Raw genomic sequence first — 22,721 nt, 5'->3', positions numbered from 1 at the left:
TAACCTCGACCACCCAATTACAACTATTGAAGGGTCGCCGCATCGCAGTGAGTTCTTCACTAGCTAACCCTTCGCTCTTGCAGAAAAGACAAAGGGGATTTAAGTTTAAAATTATTCATATCCCAAACTTTTCAACACCTGCGCATTATCTGCCCAACCACTTCGCACTTTAACCCATACTTCGAGATAAACTTTCCCATCAAATAGTGTCTCCATATCTAATCGCGCTTGGGTGGCAATTCCCTTAAGTTTCTCACCATCCTTGCCGATCAGCATCGCCTTATGCGCGTCTTTATCAACGAGAATCGCAGCATGGATACGGCGTAACTTTCCTTCTAGTTTAAACTGTTCAATCACTACACTTACTGAGTATGGTAGTTCCTCACCGGTGAAACGAAAGACTTTTTCACGCACCAATTCGGCAGCAAGAAAACGTTCATTCCGATCAGTGATTTCATCTTCAGGATAAATTTTTTCACCTTCTGGCAAGTAGGATCGAATTGCGTTCAACAAGGTGTCCAGGTGTTTGTTCTGTTTTGCGCTAACTGGCACGATAGCAGTAAATTCACGCTCCTTGGCGATCTCCTGAATAAAGGGCAATAATTCAGATTTGTTCTCCATGTTATCTACTTTATTGATAACAAGTAACACTGGCATATTTTTTGGCAACAAACTCATTACTTGGCGATCTCGCTCATCGAAAATTCGAGCTTCAATCATGAATAGCACCACATTCACGTTGCGTAAACTACTAGTCACCACACGATTCAAACCGCGATTCAGTGTATTAAGATGCTTCATCTGAAATCCTGGGGTATCTACGAATACGAACTGTGCGTGCTCTTCGGTTAATATTCCGGTAATACGATGACGTGTGGTCTGTGCCTTGCGTGAAGTGATGCTTATTTTTTGGCCGACCAGATGATTAAGCAAAGTGGATTTCCCCACGTTCGGGCGTCCGACAATGGCGATAAAGCCGCTGTGGTAATTACTTGCATTCATGACTAGCTCTCGATTTTCCGGTAGGCGGCTTCTGCTGCTACCTGTTCAGCAGTGCGACGGCTGGTGCCTTCACCGCAAGTGATTAATTTCAATTGTTCGATTTGGCATTCAACTTTAAATAGCTGTGCGTGTGCCTCGCCCTGAGTTGCAATCACTGTATATTTAGGCAACGCCAGACGCTTGCCTTGCAAATATTCCTGCAACAATGTTTTGTAATCTTTACCCAACGTCTGCGCGTCTGCTTGCGCGATAAAAGGCACGTACAGCCGGAGCACAACCTGCTCTGCTGCTGCAAAACCACCGTCCAGAAATACTGCGCCGAACAAAGCTTCCATGGTATCGGCAAGGATCGAAGGGCGACGAAAACCAGCGCTTTTGCGCTCTCCATCGCCCAGCAATAACAATTCGCCCAAACGCAATTGCTGAGCTAAGATGACCAAGGTTTGCTGATTGACCAGATTGGAGCGCAAACGCGATAAATCACCTTCCGGTAAACTAGGATTAATGTCATACAGATGTTTGGCTACTACACAATTGAGAATGCTATCACCGAGAAACTCCAAACGCTCATTATGTACCGCACTATAACTGCGATGTGTCAGAGCACGCTGCAATAGTTGCGGTTGCGTGAAGACATAGCCAATTAGATTGCACAGCGTATCACGATTCATCGGCTATTTTTTAAACTACTTGGATTGAATTCAAGTAACAAACTAGCGTTGCCAGCCAGCGGAATTTTAACTTGATAACTAATGCTCAGTGATAGGCCACGTGCATCCTTGACTATTTCAATATCATTCGCTGTGACGACATTAATATTATTCATTACGGCCCGTTTACTGAACGATTCGCGAATATTCTTGGATTGAGCCCCTTGCATTTCCGGATCAGTCACGATGGTGTAAAGAATACTTTTAATTTCGGCATTTTCAATATACGCCGGAATAACTTTCATGCCACCAATCGCCGCGATTATTAATATAATTGACCATATCAAAAGACCAGACAAACTCACGCCACGCTGCCTGTTTGCAATTATTTTGATCATGAGCCACTTTCATTTGCAATGTCAATCAATGGATAAGCCTATACGTTTCAAATCACTAAAATTCATCCAAACCATAAATGCTTTACCGACGATCATGTTATCCGGCACAAAACCCCAGTAACGACTATCTCGACTGTTGTCGCGATTATCACCAAGCATAAAATAATGTCCAGCTGGCACTGTGCAGCGCATCTCCTTTTCGCTGTATGTGCAATTTTCCCGGTGTGGAAATTCCGCTACCGCTCCTATCTGCATGTTGGGCACGTCTGGATTGACTAACATGGCATGGTTATGCCCAGTCAAATTTTCTGTATAACGTTTTGTATGCACAAAGTTCAGACCAGTTTCCACATAATTATAGTCACCCTCAGGCTTCTGCTCTTGCAGTACATTGTTCACAAACACCTGCTTATTGCGATATGCAATGTGGTCGCCAGGCAATCCAACCACCCGCTTAATATAATCTAACGATGGATTTTCCGGATAGTGGAAGACCATCACATCGCCTCGATTGGGGGAATTAATTTCTACTAGCTTCTTGCTAATGATGGGCAAACGAATACCATAAGTAAATTTGTTCACCAAAATAAAGTCACCTACCTGTAAAGTCGGAATCATCGACCCGGACGGTATTTTGAAAGGCTCAACCAGAAATGAGCGCAGCAAGAATACCGCCAAGATAACAGGGAAAAAACTCTTGGAATATTCCACCCACCAAGGCTCCTTGGTAGACTCTGTGCGTTTCGACTGCAGTACCAAGCGATCAAGCAACCACACACTGCCGGTGATCAGCAACAACACAAACATAATTAAAGCAAAATTCATCTCAATTCCCGTCTTAACGTTACTTTTCGCCTACCTGCAGGATTGCCAAAAAAGCCTCCTGTGGAATTTCTACATTACCTACTTGCTTCATACGTTTCTTGCCAGCTTTCTGCTTTTCCAGCAACTTGCGCTTGCGCGAGATGTCACCTCCATAGCATTTGGCTAGTACATTTTTTCGTAACGCCTTAACATTTTCACGCGAGATTATGTTTGCACCAACAGCAGCCTGGATTGCAACATCGAACATCTGGCGCGGAATCAACTCACGCATTTTGGCCACCACTTCACGACCTCGGAACTGGCTATTGCTGCGGTGCAGGATAATTGCCAGCGCATCCACCTTTTCACCATTGATCAGTATATCCACCTTGGTCACATCGGCTGCACGATATTCCTTAAATTCGTAATCCATGGAGGCATATCCGCGCGAATTCGACTTCAACTTGTCAAAGAAATCGAGTACGATTTCTGCCATTGGTATCTCATACACAAGCAATACTTGCTTACCGTGATAACTCATATCGAGCTGTACACCGCGCTTTTGCGTACATAATGTAATCACCGCACCAACGTATTCCTGCGGCACATACAAGTTGACTGTCACAATAGGTTCACGGATTTCCTCGATTTTGGACGGATCCGGCATCTTGGAAGGATTATCCACTATAAGCATTGCCCCATCGCGCTGTAACACCTCATAAATAACGGTAGGTGCAGTGGTAATTAAATCCATGTCGAATTCGCGTTCAAGTCGTTCCTGCACAATTTCCATATGCAGCAACCCCAGAAATCCACAGCGAAAACCGAAACCCAGTGCTTGCGAAACTTCTGGTTCATACTGCAATGAAGCGTCATTTAGCCTGAGCTTTTCCAGCGAATTACGCAGCGATTCATATTGATTTGATTCTACCGGAAACAATCCCGCAAATACTTGTGGTTGCACCTCTTTAAAACCCGGCAAGGCTGTGGTTGTTGGCCTGTTTGCCAGAGTGATGGTGTCACCAATCTTGGCCGCCGTCAGCTCCTTGATACCCGCAATGACAAAACCGACCTGACCAGCAGACAATATTTCACGTCGTTGTGACTTCGGCGTAAATACACCGATGTGCTCAACCAAATGCTGCGCACCGGTAGCCATCAACAGAATCTTATCCTTGGGTTTTAAAGTTCCGTTAAAAACCCGCACCAACATTACTACACCAACATAATTATCGAACCACGCATCTATAATCAGAGCACATAGTGGCTCAGTTGGGTCACCTTTAGGCGCCGGTACTTTTAAGATCAGAGCTTCCAGCACGTCCTGTACGCCCTCACCTGTCTTAGCTGAGCAGCGTGTTGCATCGTGCGCGTCGATACCGATCACTTCCTCTATTTCTTCAATAGCGTTTTCCGGGTTGGCAGACGGCAAGTCTATCTTGTTCAACACCGGCACTACTTCCACTCCAAGGTCGAGAGCGGTGTAGCAGTTTGCTACTGTCTGCGCTTCCACTCCCTGAGATGCATCTACGACTAACAACGCGCCTTCACAGGCAGACAATGAGCGTGATACCTCATAAGAAAAATCTACGTGTCCTGGTGTATCAATCAAATTGAGATTGTATATCTGGCCATCACGAGCCTTATATTCCAGCGCAGCAGTCTGAGCTTTGATGGTAATGCCTCGCTCGCGTTCCAAATCCATGGAGTCGAGCACCTGCGATTCCATTTCACGGTCAGAAAGTCCTCCGCACAACTGAATAATTCGGTCGGCCAAAGTAGATTTGCCGTGGTCAATGTGGGCGATAATGGAAAAATTACGAATATATTGCATTATTTTTTACAGTCTCGAATTATCTAATTTTATGTTCCATATGCCACAACACATATGCGTATTAACATTTTTAACGTATCCGCGTGAATCACTCGCGCCTTGTAACCATTATCCTGGCAGCCTATCTGACATCTATCATTTTCTCATAACTCATTGATTATTATATACAAATTAATTTTCTTAAATAATATAAATATCAATTTAATCAATATGTTACGAGCACAATCTTACATGTGCTCGTAACATATGTATAAAGTGTAATTATACCTTGAAGATACGTCATCCTGCGGAATGCGCTAGCTATTCATGCATTGCTGTAACCATTCAGCGCGACTGAAATTAGTATTAAGCAGGTAACCTAAAATAGTGAAGGTGGGAGCATGAACCTTCAAAATTTAGCGCATAATATTAAAAATGAGGTATGAATATTAATTCAGAAAATATGAAAGGACGTGCCCCGGCTTAGTGGGGACACGCTTAATTGCATTGGTTATTTTTTCTTAGCTTTTGCGCCAGCAACTGCATCTTTCAACTTGCTGCCGACTTTAAATTTCGCAACTTTTTTGGCCGATATTTTCAACTCTTTTCCGGTAGCCGGATTCCGACCTATCCGAGCAGCACGCTGTTCGACAGCAAAGGTGCCAAAGCCAATCAACTGCACGTTATCGCCTTTCACCAATGATGCCTGTACAGCAGCCATCAAAGCATTCAATATTTCCTCAACATTTCCCTTTGAATTCTTTGTGGACTTAGCTACTACATCAATCAACTCTGCTTTATTCATAGTGTGACTCCCTTTAGTTGAAAAACGCCATACTGTATCAAGCCATTGTGTCAATGGCAATCACAGCTTCACAAATTAACTTAAGATACCTTAAAAAAAAATTTACACCCTCATTCTTAGCTCTTGGACAGCATTGGTTATAACAAATGCTTTGTAAAACACGAAGCGAGCATGAGGCATATTTATTACGTTAAATTTTAAAATCAGAATATATATTACGGTTAAATTGCGATTATCATTAGTACAATTACCATTTAATCCATTTCCGTCAGCTTCTCTTCGTTTGCGATGATATTGAATATGATGCTGGCACTCCAGTGACTGAATGAAATTACAATACTACCGTCGGCTTTAAGCATTTTTTCAACCCCACACAAATATTTAAAATACTTATTCAGTATTAATTAAATACTGAATAAATCGTCAAAGAACCAAGGAAGCAACCTCCAGCAAATTTCGCAGCTGCGGGTCTAAATCAGTTATTGATTAATGGATATATTTTTATTGAATCACCCATGACAACTCCTCCTCGAGAATGCCATTTTTAATGGCTTGTGCTCAAATTGAATAGAATTGATCGAATCACTTACTGAACAACCTCTCGTAAATTGTGGCAGTGAAATCAAATATGTTCTTCTACAAACGTCGAAATAAAGTAATACTCATGGTCGTAATCGGCATGCCTGCGTAGTTCCAATCACTGCTGCGCTTTTTTTACAGCCCACTTAAAAGCTTCTGGAAACAGCCGCTGCGAAAAAATGATCGCTCAACCCCTGATCAATCAGTATCCCGTTTAAAAATGGTGCATGCATTTGTTCCAAGAGTGCACTGGCTTCATATTACTGCCAGTTCTCTTTCTCCCTACCCAGATACCCTGAAAATGCCTTCACATTCCTAGGGCATTGGCTCGGTGCACAGATCGGCGCAAATGCCGATACAGTTCTAATTGAGCAGGATTACGTAACGCCAGGACAAGTGCCCCATTTTCGCCCAATGAATGACCGGTAATGCCAATACCGTAAGAAAGCACTAGAAATTTATTCACAATCAATCGTATAAATCAATCTTGTCGCTGCACATAGGGTAATGTTTGTTCCACGGCGCTTCCGTTGTAACAAGATAAAAAGCTGCGCCGCCCCCAAAGTCCCAGATTTCTGTTTCGCCTGAAATTTTAGCTCCACGTGGGATTGTATCGGGCGCAATCAGCAGCAGCCCCTGCTACACTGCAGTACGCTGAGTGCCTGCTTTGATCATGAATGTTCTTCCGTGCAGGTCAGATTAACCAGGCCGAATAGGACAAATACAATGCCATTTTTAGCCTGCAGTAGCAGAAAGACCGACAACCGCATCTACAATCCAACTTCTTCGGAATGATGCGTATAGGATCGCTACACACCTCCAAAACATATGTTTTTGCTAATTTGCTCAAGCAAGACACAGCCCTTTCAATACAACACAGCTGAACGAATTGTTTCGCCCCGCTTCATCAAGTTGAAGCCTTCGTTAATACTTTCAAGCGGCAATGTATGGGTAATAAAATTATCGATATTTAATTTACCTTTCATGTACCAGTCAACAATTTTAGGTACATCGGTACGGTCGCGTACTCCACCAAAAGCAGATTCATTTCATTCGTGACCAGTATCCAGTTGAAATGAGCGATTGCTAATTTCTTGCCCTGCAGCTGCAACGCCAATGATGAACAATTGGCACCAACACCGGTCGTCGCACCACAAGCTAAGTTTCATGCCTTGTCAAATGGCACATCTCCACGGATTTTAGCCAATGTAATTTCAGGCATTGCATTAAAGTTAGAAAAAGTTGAGGATCCCATATTGGTGATAAATGGGCTTACTATTGATCAAGAACCGTGAGGTAGTATCCGGCAGGAAACCGCGACCCTGAGTTTCGTGGATAGCTTGACAAAGATTGGTATTGCGCAACCGACAGCATTCGCATTGACGTCACTCCAAACTCTACAACACCATATCCAGTTAACCAATCGAACTCTGACATCAATACTCCGGGCGACTCGGTTTCCTACTTGGAATAAATTTCTATATGAAACTGCGTTCTCTGAACAATCCAAGAAAAAGATTGGCCAACAAGAGCACTAACCCAAGCAACAATCCACCAACACCAACATAAGTAAGCAGTTCTGTCACTGGGTGAGCATGCGCCGCACCTGTCCCTATAGATGGTGCAACAATGAACATTGTCAACCAAGCTAGCGGATAACAACCGCCAAGGCCTATGAGAAAAGCGGTGATCTTCTTGAGTTGTTGATTGAGGCTAGACGCTGAAACAAGCAGCAATAAACCAATAGAGAACGCTGCAATTCCTGTCGCGTGAAAATGTGCTCGTTGGGCATAGCGCCATATCTTTTTTGGACTGTTTGCATCATGAAGTTCAGGGTGTGCAGCAATTCCTTGAGCCACATACGTTTCAAAAAAAACCTCATTGACACCAAAGGTTACGCCAAGACCAATACCGAAGAGCAAACAAAGCATTACTAATGCAAGGCCTGCTTTTATGCTTGTGAGGCTGTTGATCATTGTAGCTCTCCAATTTACATTAACTATGTATGGCGATTATCTGCTGCTATTTCCAATCCTGTTAGAACCAATCTGGTTTTATAATATTAAGCAAGGTAATCGCAACCTCGATGAGATCAAGTTAAATATATTTTTTGACTAACAGTATGCGCTCAACATCCCGCATAATTCATCCAGAACGATTGCAAAGAACTGCATCCGTGCTACTTGCTGAATATGATGTAGTTTGATTTCTGCTAACATTAGCCATTAGTAGCGCCAAAAGATAATTGCACTTTTGAACCTAAATAGCAACTCCAATTACACAGCTCAGGACAAGTATTAACCTAATTAATTAAAAGGAAGCATCATGCCTAGCAACAACAATAGTAAAGCCATCACACAGGGGGTGCAGCGTTCACCAAACCGTGCCATGTTACGCGCCGTAGGTTTTGGCGATGATGATTTCAATAAACCTATTGTAGGCATTGCCAATGCGTATAGCACAATTACACCCTGCAATGCGGGGCTGGGTATCCTAGCGTCAAGAGCTGAGCAAGCAGTTCACGCCGCTGGTGCAATGCCACAAGTGTTTGGGACTATCACGATTTCTGACGGCATTTCGATGGGTACCGAAGGAATGAAATGCTCGCTGGTGAGTCGTGAGGTAATTGCTGACTCAATCGAGACAGTCTGCCGTGGTCAAAGCATGGACGGCATCCTCGCCATAGGTGGCTGCGATAAAAATATGCCGGGCTCCATGATCGCCTTCGCACGCTTGAATATTCCAGCTATTTTCGTTTATGGCGGCACCATCAAACCAGGACACCTCAACGGTCGTGACTTGACCATTGTAAGCAGCTTTGAGGCAGTAGGACAATTTATCGCACATAAAATCGATAAAACAGAACTTCTTGCTGTTGAGCGTAAAGCCTGCCCGGGAGTTGGTTCCTGTGGTGGAATGTTTACCGCTAACACCATGTCCTCAACATTTGAAGTGATGGGCATGAGCCTGCCATATTCATCCACCATGGCGGCAGAAGACGCAGAGAAATCTGACAGCACGGCACGGTCAGCCGAAGTTTTGGTGCAAGCTATCCAGAAGCAAATATTGCCGTCTCAAATTTTAACGAAAAAAGCTTTCGAGAACGCAATTTCCGTGGTTATGGCGGTAGGTGGGACGACTAATGCGGTCTTGCATTTGCTGGCAATCGCGCATGCTATGGGTGTAGATTTAAACATTGATGATTTTGAAACAATCCGAAAACGTGTCCCTGTGTTTGCCGATATGAAACCATCTGGTCGCTACGTGGTAACAGATCTCCACAAAGCCGGCGGTATTCCACAAATAATGAAAATGCTTTTGGTACATGGCTTACTGCACGGCGATTGCATGACTATCACCGGCGAAACAATTGCGGAGGTATTGAAAGATGTGCCCGACAAACCACGTTCTAACCAAGACGTGATTCGCGCTTGGAATAATCCAATTTATCCGCAAGGACATTTAGCGATCCTGAAAGGTAACTTGGCGGCAGAAGGTTCAGTAGCCAAAATAAGTGGCATTAAAAACCCTAAAATCACTGGTCCCGCGCGCGTGTTCGATTCAGAAGAAGCTTGCATGGAAGCGATTCTTGCAGAAAAAATTAATCCCGGGGAAGTACTCGTCATTCGTTACGAAGGTCCAAAAGGAGGACCAGGAATGCGTGAAATGCTATCACCCACTGCAGCATTGGTAGGCGCCGGAATGGGCGAAAACGTCGCGCTTATTACCGACGGCCGCTTTTCAGGTGGCACATACGGCTTTGTAGTTGGGCACGTTGCGCCCGAAGCAGCAATAGGCGGGACCATAGCATTGGTTGAAGAAGGAGACTCTATTACCATTGATGCAGAAGCCCGCCTGATTCAGCTGAACGTAAGCGACCAAGAACTTGAGCGGCGACGCGCCCTGTGGCAACCACCGGCACCACACTATAAACGCGGCGTATTAGCTAAATATGCGCGACTGGTGTCTAGCGCAAGCTTAGGTGCAGTGACAGACGACGCCTAAGCTTGCGCACATAAATCCAACTGTTGAATAACAGATGAAATTTATATGAGAAGAACGCCAATCTTCAAAAGTGTAATCCAGTAAAAATGCGGCGTGATGTGGGATGCGATTTATATGCACCGCACATCACACAGCTCATAATGCCTAAGCAGTACCGCCTACAGTCAGCCCATCTATTTTTACTGTTGGCTGACCCACACCTACCGGCACGCTCTGACCTTCCTTGCCACAAACACCGACACCAGGATCAAGCGCCATGTCATTGCCTATCATAGAGACGCGGGTTAATGCCTCAGGGCCATTGCCGATCAAAGTTGCACCTTTCACTGGATAGGTAATTTTACCGTCTTCAATCATGTATGCTTCAGCGGTGGAAAATACAAACTTGCCGCTGGTAATATCCACCTGCCCACCACCAAAGTTCACGGCATACAGCCCACGCTTGACCGACGCAATAATATCCTGAGGGTCTTTATCGCCATTCAGCATATAAGTGTTGGTCATGCGCGGCATCGGCAGATGCGCAAAAGATTCGCGCCGAGCATTACCGGTAGTTGGCACGCCCATCAGGCGCGCATTCAAGGTGTCCTGCAAATAGCCCATGAGGATGCCGTCTTCGATCAAAACGGTGCGTTGCGTAGGGTTGCCTTCATCATCCATTTGTAGCGAGCCACGCCTGTTAGCAATCGTGCCATCATCCACTACCGTCACACCCTTGGCTGCTACCCGTTCACCGATGCGGCCTGAAAAAGTTGAGCTACCTTTACGGTTGAAATCGCCTTCCAGACCATGCCCCACGGCCTCATGTAGCAAAATACCAGGCCAGCCGGAACCGAGTACAACGGTCATATTACCTGCTGGAGCGGGCTTAGCATCCAGATTGATTACTGCCTGATGAACCGCCTTGGTGGCGTAGTCGCATAATACTTCGTCTGTAAAAAAGGCATAATCGTAACGTCCACCCCCTCCAGATGAACCCTGCTCACGCTTACCGTTGCTTTCTACAATAACCTGCACCGAAAGGCGCACCAGTGGTCGAATGTCAGCATTCATCAAGCCATCGCTACGTGCCACCAACACCACCTCATATTCGCCTGCCAATCCAGCTATCACCTGAGTAACACGCGGATCCAAGGCACGCGCATAACGTTCCAGCCGTTCCAGCATCGCAACCTTGTCTGCGTCTTTCAAACTGGCGATTGGATCATGTGGCAAATAGAAATGTTTATTACTGTTCGCGCGTAATAGCGGTACAGTTTGCGTCCCGCCCTGCCGAGCGATCGCGCGCGTGGCCAGTGCTGCACTTTCCAAGGCTGCCAAACTAATGTCATCGGAATACGCGAAAGCGGTCTTTTCACCGCTCACCGCCCGCACGCCTACACCTTGATCTATACCAAAGCTGCCAGACTTGACAATACCCTCTTCAAGCGACCAGCTTTCGGCGCGACTGTATTGAAAGTACAGGTCAGCGTAATCCACTTTATTCGCTAGCATTTTGGAAAACATTTGTTCCAGATGGCGAGGTTCGAGCGAATGTGGTACAAGCAGTGACTGCTGTGCAAGGGCAAATACAGTATCGTTATTTTGCATTGTCAAACCTATAGAAATTTAAAAGATCGTTACAAAAAATTCAGCTCATTCATGAGGTGCATATTTGAAGCTGTAAGCAATTACTCGTACTTTTGTATCTTAAGCCATGTAAGGATATATAGGGGGCAACCCCATTAAAAAAGCGTATGACCCGATAAGACAACTTTTGTATAAAGTCGTTCCTCACTCATCCCAAGAGCCAATCGATTCCCTACCAATCTCTCACTTAAGTGATGAGGTAATCGTACGGTGTGACAGCGCTGGTAAGCTGTTGCGCATGCTTGCCAGATAGGATGGATCAATTTCCGCGACCACAACTCCTGAGCCGCGTGGCAATCGATCCAACACCCTACCCCACGGATCAACAATCATAGTATTACCGTGTGTTTCACGGCCACTGATGTGGTAACCGCCCTGCCCCGCAGCCACTACATAAGCCAGATTTTCGATGGCACGAGCACGCACCAATACCTCCCAATGCATTCTTCCAGTGGTCTCTGTAAAGGCAGAAGGTAACACAATAATATTTACATCGTGCATTGCGCGAAACAACTCAGGAAAACGCAAATCGTAGCAAATCGCCAAACCTATGCGACCGAACGGACTATCCACCACTACTACCTGCTTACCTGGCTCAATAGTCAAGCCCTCATCGTAATGCTCGTTGCCGAGTTCGAGATTGAACAAATGGATTTTGTCATAGCGTGCTACTTGTTCTCCCTTATCGTCATACACCAGGCAGGCATTACGTATCTTGTCAGGTTTATTCGCCACCAGAGGGATGGAACCGCCAACCAGCCATATTTTATGCTCGCGCGCAATTTTACTCATAAAAGACTGGGTCACGCCGTTACCCGGTTGCTCTCGCACCGCCAATTTATCCGTATCATTCAGTCCCATGATAGAAAAATATTCCGGCAATACAACTAAGCGTGCTCCCTGATCAGCAGCTCTTTCGATCAGGCGGCGAGCCTCGCCCAGATTAGCCAGGACATTTGGCCCCGAAGCCATCTGTACAGCAGCAACTTTGAAAGTCTTAGCTTGTTTTTTTGCTGCGTCAAGTTGTTGTGTGCCATTACTATCTTGCATCTCTAATTCTTTCATAGTGTTGCTTTTATGGTGGCGCAATAGACTTTCTTACACCTACTTTTTCTACATTCGGGTTAACCCATGGACCCGTAATATTGTATTCAAACGACGCCAACTTATCGAGTGGTTCGCGCAATATTTTACTGGCAATGAAAACTCCCACACCCACTACCGGACCAGCGGCAAATGCGCTCAGCAGAGCTGCGGTGTTCCCCAAAGTAGGCAAAATGCGCACTCTCAAATTTTGAGTTTCGCGGTTTAGATCCACCTGCCCCTTCATAGTTACTTTGGCGGCCGAGCCTTCAATTTTAAAATCATCGGTTAACATAACCCCCTTCTTGACTTGCGCCACCCCCTTGATACGATCAAATTTGAAACCGGCGCTGAACACATCCGTAAAATCCAGCGCAATATGTTGAGGCAGTGCTTGCAAGCTCAAAATACTAAGCAGCTTACCCATACCTGGATCGATTTTCAGGAACTGTCCTTTACCAGTGTTCAAATTGAGCATGCCATTCAGCGAGTTATAGCTGAATTCGGCTGGAGGGCCAGGCCAAGAAAATGTCCCTTCTAGCGTTCCTTTACCGTTTTTAACACTATTGGGGTAGCCAAATCGGCCAAGCATTTCCCCAGCATCACTTAATTCCAGCGTTAGATTGACTTGAGTCTGTTCTCCACCTGGGACCACCTGCCATTTCCCGTCCGCGGTCAACTCGCCATCTGAGTTGGTGATAACTAAGCGTTCCAGCAGCCAATCACGCTCGCTCTGCTGTGCAAACAAGTCCAACTTACCCAAATCTTTGCCATTTAATGTGATATTGCCCACGGTTACATCGAGCGCGGGATGTTTAGTGCTAGCAATATTTTTTGCAATAGCATTTGATTGAGATACAGCATTTTTCTTTTTCCCACTTTCATCACGATCCAACTCGAGAGATACGTGTTTCATGCGAGCAACAAACTTGCCATTACCTTGCGGATGCCAGCTCACATCCCCATTAATTGACTTAGCGGTCAGGTGAGCTACTACCGTACCATTAACATTACGAGCATTGACAATTAGATTATCTGCCTTATATCCATATCCACTGATCTTCTGGATCATCAAGTCAACACCCGCGATACTTACTGACGTCAACTCGTCTGACGCACTAGCCAACGCCCCCCAACCTTCCAACGACAGCTTAGGCATGGTGCCAACCAACCACACGCCATCCTGTTCCAACCACTTGCCAGTATTACCAAAATTGACTGTGCCGCGTCTGACAACCCGTTCAGCTCCTTCATCCACACGTAAAAATTTTGCACTGAAAAGCTTGCCATATTGCATCGATAACAGATCCTGTTGCGTAGTCATGCTATTCAGTTCTAAGCGCAGCGGAATAGTCTCGTTAGCGCGTTTTGTAAATGGCGCAGGCAGATCTGACGTCAACCCGACCAGATTAGACGTCAGTTGCAGGCTAATTTGTTTATTTAACACCGTAATTTCTGACTCCCAATCGCTGCTACCACGAAGATAATTGAGAACCGAATGCGGCGCCACCTCACGTAAAGCATCTATATTTGTGCGGCCAACCACCTTGGCATTTACAGCGCCGTCTTTGAGGCTATGCACTGCCAAGGTAGCAGGTCCACCCAAAACTTGCATCGTGACGCCCTGCGTGCGTATTGAGGATTCATCGAACAGCAGATCGCCATTCACTTTATGCAGAACCGGCAAGCGCTGACTTAAGCGAATTTCATTGTCAAAAAAATGGTAACGGCCGGAAACCTTTGCTGGCCGACTACCGCTCAATGGAATACTCACATGCAGATTCAGATTGCCAACACCACTCGACGTAATGCTATCGGTGAGGCCATCAATATATCCGTGCACCGGACTTTGCTTTATAAAATCCAGACCATACTTTGTTTCTTCCGCAGACTCACCACTCACTTGCAATAGTAGGTCAGAGCTTATTATATCCGGTAGAGCCACCCTAATATTTTTCAGAGATCCACCCACAGTCATAGCAGTCGGCGCAGTCACTTCAAGTCGTTTACCCTTAATCACCAATTTTGCATCGGCATTTTCGATACGAGGCCATCCTTTCGCATACTCCACCATCACTCCAGTTGCACGGGCTCGAATCTGAAACAAACCATTACGGTTTCTATCAAATGGAAAATCTTTTAAATCACCCTTCAGGCGCAGGTTAAAATCATCTGCCTGCCCGCCGATCAACGCATTTCGTATCCAATCGTGGGCTTCGCTATTCAATGCAATCAATGGAATATATCGAGCTGTTTGGCCTACGGAGGCGCGTTTCAGGTTAACTGTCAAGTCAATCAATCCAGGGCTTTGAGGTAGTACTTGATAACTACCAAAAGCATTTCCTGCAAGGTCAGCGTTGACTATAGCAACCTTATTAAAATTGACTTCCATCCCACGGTCATGTTTTTGCCAACGCAACTGTGCAATAAGTGAATCAAATGCCAAAGGCTCCGGCATGATCAGCGGCGCATCTAAGGTAGAATTGCGCGTATTAAGCGACAACGTACCATTGACATCATTACCATCCACTTGACCGCTCAACTGAGTAAATCCAGGGATCTTACCCTTACGCCGTATGGATAATTCGTCGAAACTTGCCTTAATCTCGTAATTTAATAACTTGCCAAAATCTCCCTGCCATTTTGCTTGCATATCAGAAATCTGCCCCTTAGGCGCGAAATCAGCAAGCTGCTGTTTCAAACCAGACGCCAACGGCAGAAAACGCATTAACTGAGTGAAACTGTTCATATCCAACGTATTAACGCGCACAGCACCGCCAACAGGCTGTTTGTCTGTAGCATCTGAAATATTCAGGTATAAATCAATGGGCTTCTGCACCAAGCCATTTGCCATCTGCATTGATAATTTTCGAGTGGAAAGTTCAAAGCCCCGAACTACGTCATTCCATTCAACACGACCGCGCAGCCTAACCACATCGAGAAGTGGCAAATCGTCAGCCAACTGTGTCTGTACATCAGCCAGTGCCAGATCAGCAGTAAACTGATTAATCTTTCCTTTCTCGACACCTAGCCAACCACGCAACGCTCCCCTGCCGCGTTTGGGGGCAATTGGCAGCGGTAACCATGTATTCCATGCGGCAACATCGACATAATCAAGTTGGGTATACAACTCCCCTCGCCAAGCATTGAAATTATCAAAACTAGCACCAAAAAAATCACCACGCAGATCCAGTTGCGCAGACAATTTCGCTGGAGGTTCCGCTAGCAGCGAAAAACTGTGACGGTGCCCACTGTTGCTAATAAGCATATTTACTTTATTTAATATCAACGGGGGCGCGGCACGCTGCTCATCGTGCCAAGTAATGCGCGCGTCACGTACAACAATGTGTTTCTGGTGCAGCAACCAATCGGCCAGCCTGTGATCCGCAGGCTGACCGGGCGTATTACTCGATACAGCCATGCCAGCAATATGCAACACGCCCTGCGTGTCCCGCCTGACAAACAGATTCGGCTGATCAATCTCCAGGCTATGTAGACGTAATTGACCTGTCAGAGCAGTCATCCACGACACCACATTGTCTACTTGCCGCAGTGCAAGCATTATTTGCCCCTGCTTATCCAGAATAAGCACATCGGTAAACATTAAATGCGGGCGAATGCCCTGCCAGTTTGCTTCAATCTTGCCAATAGCCACTGGTTGCCCGACAGCGTGACTGACCATAGCGCTAATATTGTCGTGATAGCGTTCGATGTCTGGCAATATCCAGTACCGCAAGGTCAGCAACAATCCCCCAGCAACGAACAACAGCAAAACTGTTCCAAACAGAATGAATCGAGTTAATTGACTACAGCAGCGCCAACAAAAACTTAAGGAAGCTCTCAACATAAAAAGGGACGTCTAAGTAGCCATGAAAACAAACAAACCAAAGCACGCATAGCAGAATTATAATGAGCGACTAAATTGTCACAGTTTAACCTTAAGCCCCCTCTATGAATACCGCCATCACGCCCATCGCTGCTAATTTTGACGTTACTTTACAGCTTGCACTGCGTTGCAGTCGATATGCACAACGCCTGCTCGACAGCGAAGAAGAATTGCTGCCGTGGCTGCGCGAGCACTATGATCAACCTTGCAGCATGGATGAAATGTCGGCATTGCTAGCGGCCATGCCAGTAACAGATGAAGATTCCCTGTCAAGTGCGCTACGCGGCTTACGCAAGCGCGTCATGCTCAAGCTACTAACGCGCGATTTGGGCGGACTGGCCGATTTAGAGGAAGTAATGTCCGGCATGTCAGCATTGGCAGAGTTAACCGTGCAACGTGCGCAACATTTCATTATGGAGTCGCTGGAGCAACAGTATGGGCAGCCGATAGATGAACTGAGCGGCGAACCACAGCAATTGCTGGTAATTGGCATGGGTAAACTGGGCGGCAAGGAACTCAATGTTTCCTCTGATATTGATCTTATTTTCCTCTACCCGGAAGACGGCAACAGTAATGGTTCTCGCAGTATAAGTAACCACGATTTTTTTTCCCGCCTGGGCCGTCGCCTCATTAACCTGATTAGCGAACTCACCCAGGATGGCTATGTATTCCGCGTAGACATGCGTTTACGACCCTATGGTGACAGTGGACCACTGGTAATGAGTTTCGCAGCGGTGGAGGAATATCTGGTAGCGCAGGGACGAGAATGGGAGCGTTACGCCTGGATTAAAGCTCGAGTTATCTCTCCGGCAGATTATCCCGCAACGCAAGAACTCATGCAGCTCGTGCAGCCATTCATATTCCGCAAATATCTCGATTTTGGCGCTTTCGAATCCATGCGCAAACTGCATGCACAAATTAGTCAGGAAGTGCAGCGACGCGATCGAATTGATAATATAAAACTGGGGTCAGGTGGCATTCGTGAAATCGAGTTTATCGCCCAAGTTTTTCAATTGATACGGGGTGGACGCGATGTCAGCCTGCGCATTCGTCCCACTTTGAAAGTATTGCAACTTCTGAGCGAACACGGCCAACTTACATCAGACATCATAGAAGCGCTGAGTGAAGCTTATGTGTTTTTTCGTAGACTGGAGCATCGCCTGCAATATATGGATGACCAGCAAACTCATGATTTACCAAAAAACATTCCAGATCAGGCAATACTAGCCGAAGGCATGGGCTACCCGGATTACGCTGCCCTGTTGAAACAACTAAACCACCACCGCTCGTTGGTAAGCGGACAATTCGCCCTGATTTTCAACACGCAAAAAGATAGCACCATAGCAAGTGTGCTTTGGCACGAGAATTTAAATGTGGAAGAGTTACAAAATGATCTTGGCAAATTAGGATATACGGATACAACAACCTTGGCTGAACGACTGTTACATATCCGTGACAGTGGCCGTTACAAACAACTGCCGAACACAAGTCGGCAACGTATAGATAAACTGATTCCGCAGTTCATCACACTATGTGCAGAGCCGAACAACCGTGACCAAACCCTGCCACGCATACTGAATCTATTGGAAAGCATTAGTCGACGCGCCTCCTACCTGGCCTTTTTGGCCGAATATCCAAAGGTTTTACCACTTTTAATCGAACTCGCCAGCGCCAGTGAATGGGCATGCGAATACCTGATTAAACATCCCATTCTGCTGGATGAATTACTCGACGCACGTGAAATCTATCGTGTACCCGATTGGATTGCTCTTGATGCAGAACTGCTGACACAACTCGAGCAATGCAATACGGATACAGAACGTCAAATGGATGTACTTCGTCAGTTTCAACATGTCCAAACTTTCCATTTATTGGCAAAAGATTTGCAAGGGCTGCTGCCGTTAGAAACGCTAAGCGATCATCTCAGTAACCTGGCTGACCTTGTCTTACGCCATGTGTTGCAAATTTGCTGGCGTGATGCGAGCAAAAAGCACCAACAACAAGCACAGTTTGCCATTATTGCTTATGGCAAACTGGGAGGTCTCGAACTCGGCTACTCTGCCGATCTCGACCTGATTTTTTTGTACGACGATCAACATCCCGACGCAGCAGAAATTTATGCCAAGCTGGCTCAACGCATCAACACCTTGTTAAGCAGCTATACCTCAGCAGGTCGTTTGTATGAAATAGATTTGCGCCTGCGCCCGAATGGCGCTAGCGGCCTGTTAGTCAGCTCCATTCCCGCATTCGCTGAATATCAGCAAGATCACGCCTGGGTGTGGGAGCATCAGGCGCTGACTCGAGCGCGCTTCTGTACCGGAGATCCACAAGTAGGCGAACAATTTGAAACCATCCGCAACAAGGTGTTATGCAAGTCGCGAGATCTAAATGAGTTGCGTAAAGAGATCGTAGCAATGCGCCAGAAAATGCAGGATACCCATCCAAATGACAGCGACATGTTCGATATCAAACATGATCGCGGCGGCATGGTTGATATTGAATTCATTGTGCAATTTTTAGTACTGGCACATGCACACGCCCAACTAGAATTAACTGCTAACAGCGGCAACCTGGCACTACTCATGCTCGCCGGTAAATTAGGATTAATAAAAGTAGAATTGGCCGAAGCAACCAGCAATTGCTACCGCACCCTGCGTGCGCTGCAACACAAAATGCGCCTGAATAGCCAATCACCCTGTCGAGTTGACCGGGAAACAATCGACATTACATCGGTGATTACGCTATGGGAAGAACTCTTGGGGCCATATTGTCAAGTAAAACAGTAATGTTCGTCTGATGGAGAGCGAACACGTTGCTCAGTTCGGATTGCATGATGCTTCACTCGCAGCTTATCGCGTAATTGATCCAGTAATTTTTTAGCAGGCGGGGTGAGGATGAATTATGGTATTGAATCACGTAACTGAGGGATGTTTCTCCGCGATAGCGGCTTCGTTCAACGCCACGTTCGAGCAAACACCACTCGCTAAGCTCGCAGCTCACGCCCCTTCGGGGTGTCGCGCAACGTGAAACGTTATACGTAAAAATGGAGTTCATAGACTATGCTGTTCAAGTTTATTGAGAGAGGACATTTTGACAATTTCTTCGAAACCGGCTGTCTCAGGCTAGGTACAATATATGACTTTAAGGACATTATTGGGCACGGAGTGAGTCGCGGAGACACTTCTGAAGGTGAGCATCATTTAATAAGAGGAATAGATGAGACAGTAACTATTTCTAAAGACAAACATGAACCTATTATCTCTGAAATCTTCAAAATGGAAGGCCAAGGAAGTCTTACATTTAAGGACCTGAGTATCGTTGTCCCTAGAAGATGCGAAGATGCTTTTATCTTCTGTACAAGCTATTTATTTAATGAGGGGCTCTTTCGAGATTGGTTTAGAGAGAACAATCTAGATACTTGTTATGTAATAAATGATGTACGAAGTTTCATTTATGAAATAAGCCAAGTTATATCAAGTAGTGCTTTTTTTCATTCGAATTCTAATATCATATACACAGAAGAGCGTATTGATTATCAATCAAAATATGCTGATGTAAATCCCGCATTCACTAAATTAAAATCTGAATATTGCTGGCAGTTTGAAAACAGGACAGTTTGGGGAGTCAGAGGCCCTTGCGGGTCACTAAGTCCATGGGTTATATATGTACCTAAAGCAATAAAATACTGTAAACCGCTCGCTTATCTAAACAATGGAAAAATATCTTATGGGAGCGTATAACTAGCCCGGAAGATACCGTCTTTAACGTCAAGCATTTTTCCGATAAAGGGGTCAAAGCCCTTTAGGCGATAAAGAGGTCAAAGCTGAATGACACTAAGTTAAACCTTTTTAGCAAGTTCAGACTATCGTAAAACCCGCGTCAATATTAGCTTACTTATTATTTTAGCTGTGTTGAAGTTCCTTAACTTAGTGGCATTCAGGTCAAAGCTTTTTAAGTAATTTTGATGTAAATTTGGCTCGTACTCATCGCCACTTTGCGCCGCCACGACTTGGTAGTGTACGACAAGCAGCCGCTGGGCCGTCCAGCAGTAGTCTTTCTGTTTTTTTATTCCGCCCTCCCGGCAATCCTGTGTTTGCACTTGTCGTGGGTGCGCTCGTCCAAACGGCAGGAATGGTGTGTGAACTTATTATTTTACGCGGCACTCAGGCAGCAATTAGCTATAAAGTTTGCGTTGGAGCATCCGCATATACCTCACTCACTGGCGCACTCCCCGGTCATCATTTGACGACGTGCCGCAAATCCATACAATCCCCATAGGTCCCGCTCTCCATAAGCTTCAGTTCAACAAGGTTTATCTGCTGCCATTATGAGAAGCGTGTAAAACAAGTTTGGGCAGGACTGCAGATAATCTGCTATTCGTTTTGCACTTGAAAACCCAGCCAAAGGGGTTTAAACCATGCGTACATTCGCACAGAAAGCGAAAGCTAGTCAGCAGAATACATCTACACAATCTGCGCAACCTGGTCGCCCATTTTTCGGCCACAGCCGTGAGGTGAAATCAGTTTTGGACTTACAGGGCACGATCGGGAATCAAGCCGTTAAGCACCTACCAGGAATCAATGCTCGGGATATTAAAGAAAACTCAACTGCTACCCCAACTGTCCGCTTTGGTCACGATTTTAGCCGGATTCCCGTAACGCCTTCCAATCCGGGCGTTATTCAGACGAAATTGACGATCAACACGCCACAAGTCACATACGAACAGGAGGCAGATCGTGTCGCTGATCAAATAATGCGTAAGGAAATACCATCGGCACAAGGCCCAGCTGTACATGATGACTATTGTCCAAGTTGCCAAGCTCATAAGTTGGATACAAAGAGCTTGCAGGCGAAGAGTTCCGGAGAATCTGACGTACCACCCATTGTAAAAGACGCGTTACGTGATACCGCCCAACCCTTGAATGCACCGACCAAAGCATTTTTTGAACCTCGCTTTGGATATGACTTCAGTAGCGTCCAGGTGCATATCGGCGGGAAGGCGCCCGAATCCGCATCGGCGCTGGATGCCAGGGCTTATACAGTCGGACAGAACATTGTATTCGGAGCTAATCAGTACGCGCCGGGTACTGATTCGGGCAGGAGGCTATTGGCGCATGAATTAACCCACGTGGTTCAACAGACCAGAGTTGGTGGTCAGCCGCCCGGACTGCAGCGGGCAAGCTTCGGTTCTGATGGCCGGTTGTCACCAGCTCATCAGGCCATTGTTCGATCGGCGGCATCCGTGGCCAATAGAATGCTGCGTGCACGCGGGCTAAATTCGTTTCGTCGACTATGGGATGCTTTCTGGCAAAACGAAGGTCGGTCGATGACCCCAAAACCTACGTTTGAGGAGTATAAGACAGCCGTTGAAAATCGCATTATTCACGATATGGATACAAGCACAGATTCTGAAGTCAGACAGCACAAGGAAGATGACAGCGATCTCCCACTGGAATTACAAACAGCTGCGGTTACGCGGATTAACAATAGAAATACCTACATCCGTCAGTTCGCAATTGAGCAAGGGATCGACAGCGTGGTCAGCTTGATCTTGCACGAATCCTTTCATGGCGCCGGACTTTCCGAGGGACCTCTGAGCTTATATGAACCCTCCTTACATAGCTTCGAAGCCAGCGTAGGCTTCCCAATGATGATGGGCGGTGGCGATGTTATGAATATCCAACAGGAACGGCGGGGCGATTATCACGTAGACGTTACAATTGATTATCGGCTGCGTCAGATCGACGAAAATTTAGAGCTGCCTGAGCATCTAGAAATTCAAGTTACAGATGAATACGGCACCATCGTAAGCCAAGAAGAAGCTGATGGGAATCGGGCAGAAGTAAGGCATCGAATTCCAAGCCGTGTCGGGCGTGGCAATTGGGTCTGGCATGCGAGGTATCCCAGTGCTTTTACCTATTCAGTCAGGATCGTCAACGCCACGGACCGAACCCTGATGGCTGCTAAAAGAATCGAAGTCAACCCTCGATGCATTATCGGGGTTTCCAGTATTCATTGTGATGATTAATCAAAAAATGTTCGAGAGTTATGGCACTAGCAGCCTGTC

The 22,721-nt window shown here is 46.0% G+C and carries 14 protein-coding genes; 4 read left to right on the top strand and 10 right to left on the bottom strand.

The window, feature by feature from the left end:
- Positions 1-111: 111 nt before the first annotated feature.
- The 7 genes from era to MJ770_RS12695 form a co-directional block, all read right to left on the bottom strand.
- Complete coding sequence (gene era, locus MJ770_RS12725) at positions 112-1,002, bottom strand: GTPase Era (RefSeq protein ID WP_239255014.1); 891 nt, start codon at positions 1,000-1,002, stop codon at positions 112-114.
- Positions 1,003-1,004: 2 nt separating this feature from the next.
- Positions 1,005-1,673 (bottom strand): ribonuclease III, encoded by a 669-nt coding sequence (rnc, locus tag MJ770_RS12720; RefSeq protein WP_239255012.1) that lies wholly within the window; start codon positions 1,671-1,673, stop codon positions 1,005-1,007.
- Complete coding sequence (locus MJ770_RS12715; protein WP_239255003.1) at positions 1,670-2,050, bottom strand: DUF4845 domain-containing protein; 381 nt, start codon at positions 2,048-2,050, stop codon at positions 1,670-1,672. Before MJ770_RS12715 ends, rnc begins: the two co-directional genes overlap by 4 nt.
- Before the next feature lie 21 nt (positions 2,051-2,071).
- Positions 2,072-2,875, bottom strand: coding sequence for a signal peptidase I (gene lepB, locus MJ770_RS12710; RefSeq protein WP_239255002.1), 804 nt, complete (start codon positions 2,873-2,875; stop codon positions 2,072-2,074).
- Positions 2,876-2,894: 19 nt separating this feature from the next.
- Positions 2,895-4,688: a translation elongation factor 4 gene (lepA, locus tag MJ770_RS12705; protein ID WP_239255001.1), complete on the bottom strand. Its 1,794-nt coding sequence runs from the start codon at positions 4,686-4,688 to the stop codon at positions 2,895-2,897.
- 490 nt (positions 4,689-5,178) lie between these two features.
- Positions 5,179-5,472, bottom strand: coding sequence for an HU family DNA-binding protein (locus tag MJ770_RS12700; RefSeq protein WP_239254996.1), 294 nt, complete (start codon positions 5,470-5,472; stop codon positions 5,179-5,181).
- Between the two features lie 2,057 nt (positions 5,473-7,529).
- Positions 7,530-8,027 (bottom strand): hypothetical protein, encoded by a 498-nt coding sequence (locus MJ770_RS12695; protein ID WP_239254994.1) that lies wholly within the window; start codon positions 8,025-8,027, stop codon positions 7,530-7,532.
- A 349-nt stretch (positions 8,028-8,376) separates the two neighbouring features.
- On the opposite strand from MJ770_RS12695, the gene ilvD reads away from it, so the two are divergent.
- Positions 8,377-10,056 carry a dihydroxy-acid dehydratase gene (gene ilvD / locus MJ770_RS12690; protein WP_239254991.1) on the top strand — a complete coding sequence of 560 codons (1,680 nt, stop codon included), beginning with the start codon at positions 8,377-8,379 and terminating at the stop codon, positions 10,054-10,056.
- Between the two features lie 144 nt (positions 10,057-10,200).
- On the opposite strand, the gene tldD is transcribed toward ilvD, so the two are convergent.
- From tldD to MJ770_RS12675, 3 genes are all read right to left on the bottom strand, one after another.
- The gene (tldD, locus tag MJ770_RS12685; RefSeq protein WP_239254989.1) at positions 10,201-11,646 is read right to left on the bottom strand and encodes a metalloprotease TldD; all 1,446 of its coding nucleotides are present in this window, start codon (positions 11,644-11,646) and stop codon (positions 10,201-10,203) included.
- 222 nt (positions 11,647-11,868) lie between these two features.
- Complete coding sequence (locus MJ770_RS12680; protein ID WP_239255092.1) at positions 11,869-12,735, bottom strand: carbon-nitrogen hydrolase family protein; 867 nt, start codon at positions 12,733-12,735, stop codon at positions 11,869-11,871.
- 25 nt (positions 12,736-12,760) lie between these two features.
- Positions 12,761-16,615 carry a YhdP family protein gene (locus MJ770_RS12675; protein WP_256448832.1) on the bottom strand — a complete coding sequence of 1,285 codons (3,855 nt, stop codon included), beginning with the start codon at positions 16,613-16,615 and terminating at the stop codon, positions 12,761-12,763.
- A gap of 104 nt (positions 16,616-16,719) precedes the next feature.
- Between MJ770_RS12675 and glnE the strand changes: the two genes are divergently transcribed.
- The 3 genes from glnE to MJ770_RS12660 all read left to right on the top strand — a co-directional run bounded on the left by glnE (position 16,720) and on the right by MJ770_RS12660 (position 22,682).
- Positions 16,720-19,440, top strand: coding sequence for a bifunctional [glutamate--ammonia ligase]-adenylyl-L-tyrosine phosphorylase/[glutamate--ammonia-ligase] adenylyltransferase (gene glnE, locus MJ770_RS12670; protein ID WP_239254975.1), 2,721 nt, complete (start codon positions 16,720-16,722; stop codon positions 19,438-19,440).
- Between the two features lie 273 nt (positions 19,441-19,713).
- Positions 19,714-20,394: a hypothetical protein gene (locus MJ770_RS12665; RefSeq protein WP_239254973.1), complete on the top strand. Its 681-nt coding sequence runs from the start codon at positions 19,714-19,716 to the stop codon at positions 20,392-20,394.
- A gap of 677 nt (positions 20,395-21,071) precedes the next feature.
- On the top strand, positions 21,072-22,682 hold the full coding sequence (locus tag MJ770_RS12660) for an eCIS core domain-containing protein (RefSeq protein ID WP_239254971.1): 1,611 nt from the start codon (positions 21,072-21,074) through the stop codon (positions 22,680-22,682).
- Positions 22,683-22,721: the final 39 nt, after the last annotated feature.

Source organism: Candidatus Nitrotoga sp. M5 (assembly GCF_927904885.1).
Lineage (GTDB): Bacteria > Pseudomonadota > Gammaproteobacteria > Burkholderiales > Gallionellaceae > Nitrotoga.
The sequence above is the reverse complement of the archived record's forward strand: the minus strand, read 5'-3'. Positions and strand labels throughout refer to the sequence as shown.

What these genes read in the sequence shown, in the direction of transcription:
- era (WP_239255014.1), bottom strand. Translation starts at nt 1,002, where the DNA reads ATGAATGCAAGTAATTACCACAGCGGCTTTATCGCCATTGTCGGACGC.
- rnc (WP_239255012.1), bottom strand. Translation starts at nt 1,673, where the DNA reads ATGAATCGTGATACGCTGTGCAATCTAATTGGCTATGTCTTCACGCAA.
- MJ770_RS12715 (WP_239255003.1), bottom strand. Translation starts at nt 2,050, where the DNA reads ATGATCAAAATAATTGCAAACAGGCAGCGTGGCGTGAGTTTGTCTGGT.
- lepB (WP_239255002.1), bottom strand. Translation starts at nt 2,875, where the DNA reads ATGAATTTTGCTTTAATTATGTTTGTGTTGTTGCTGATCACCGGCAGT.
- lepA (WP_239255001.1), bottom strand. Translation starts at nt 4,688, where the DNA reads ATGCAATATATTCGTAATTTTTCCATTATCGCCCACATTGACCACGGC.
- MJ770_RS12700 (WP_239254996.1), bottom strand. Translation starts at nt 5,472, where the DNA reads ATGAATAAAGCAGAGTTGATTGATGTAGTAGCTAAGTCCACAAAGAAT.
- MJ770_RS12695 (WP_239254994.1), bottom strand. Translation starts at nt 8,027, where the DNA reads ATGATCAACAGCCTCACAAGCATAAAAGCAGGCCTTGCATTAGTAATG.
- ilvD (WP_239254991.1), top strand. Translation starts at nt 8,377, where the DNA reads ATGCCTAGCAACAACAATAGTAAAGCCATCACACAGGGGGTGCAGCGT.
- tldD (WP_239254989.1), bottom strand. Translation starts at nt 11,646, where the DNA reads ATGCAAAATAACGATACTGTATTTGCCCTTGCACAGCAGTCACTGCTT.
- MJ770_RS12680 (WP_239255092.1), bottom strand. Translation starts at nt 12,735, where the DNA reads ATGCAAGATAGTAATGGCACACAACAACTTGACGCAGCAAAAAAACAA.
- MJ770_RS12675 (WP_256448832.1), bottom strand. Translation starts at nt 16,615, where the DNA reads ATGTTGAGAGCTTCCTTAAGTTTTTGTTGGCGCTGCTGTAGTCAATTA.
- glnE (WP_239254975.1), top strand. Translation starts at nt 16,720, where the DNA reads ATGAATACCGCCATCACGCCCATCGCTGCTAATTTTGACGTTACTTTA.
- MJ770_RS12665 (WP_239254973.1), top strand. Translation starts at nt 19,714, where the DNA reads ATGCTGTTCAAGTTTATTGAGAGAGGACATTTTGACAATTTCTTCGAA.
- MJ770_RS12660 (WP_239254971.1), top strand. Translation starts at nt 21,072, where the DNA reads ATGCGTACATTCGCACAGAAAGCGAAAGCTAGTCAGCAGAATACATCT.